At 65.5% G+C, this 278-nt stretch carries 1 protein-coding gene; it reads right to left on the bottom strand.

The features are described from left to right. A partial coding sequence (locus JGU66_28525) for a hypothetical protein (protein MBJ6764732.1) occupies positions 1 to 251 on the bottom strand: 251 nt, incomplete at its 3' end. Between the last annotated feature and the right edge of the window lie 27 nt (positions 252 to 278).

Genomic DNA, 278 nt, shown 5'->3' with positions numbered 1-278 from the left:
TGCAGGGGCGGCAGCTCCACGTCGTCATCGAAGGAGAAGGACAGGAAGGCACCCTGACCCGCGGCGTCCAGGGGGAGTGCCACGCGGAAGCGGTAGCCTGCGTTCTGATTCTCCGAGAATCGCTCGGATTCCCCCTTGAGGACTTCCAGCGTGAAGTCTCCCGCGTCGTTCGCGGAGACGGACGCGAAGGGCTTGAAGTCCACCTGCCAGGAGCCCGTGGGGATGTCGAACCTGTGCGGCGTGCGGTCCACGGCGAGCGCTTCGATTTTGTGGCCAGC

It is taken from the genome of Myxococcaceae bacterium JPH2 (assembly GCA_016458225.1).
In the GTDB taxonomy this organism is placed as follows: domain Bacteria; phylum Myxococcota; class Myxococcia; order Myxococcales; family Myxococcaceae; genus Citreicoccus.
This window is presented reverse-complemented; position numbering and strand designations above follow the sequence as displayed.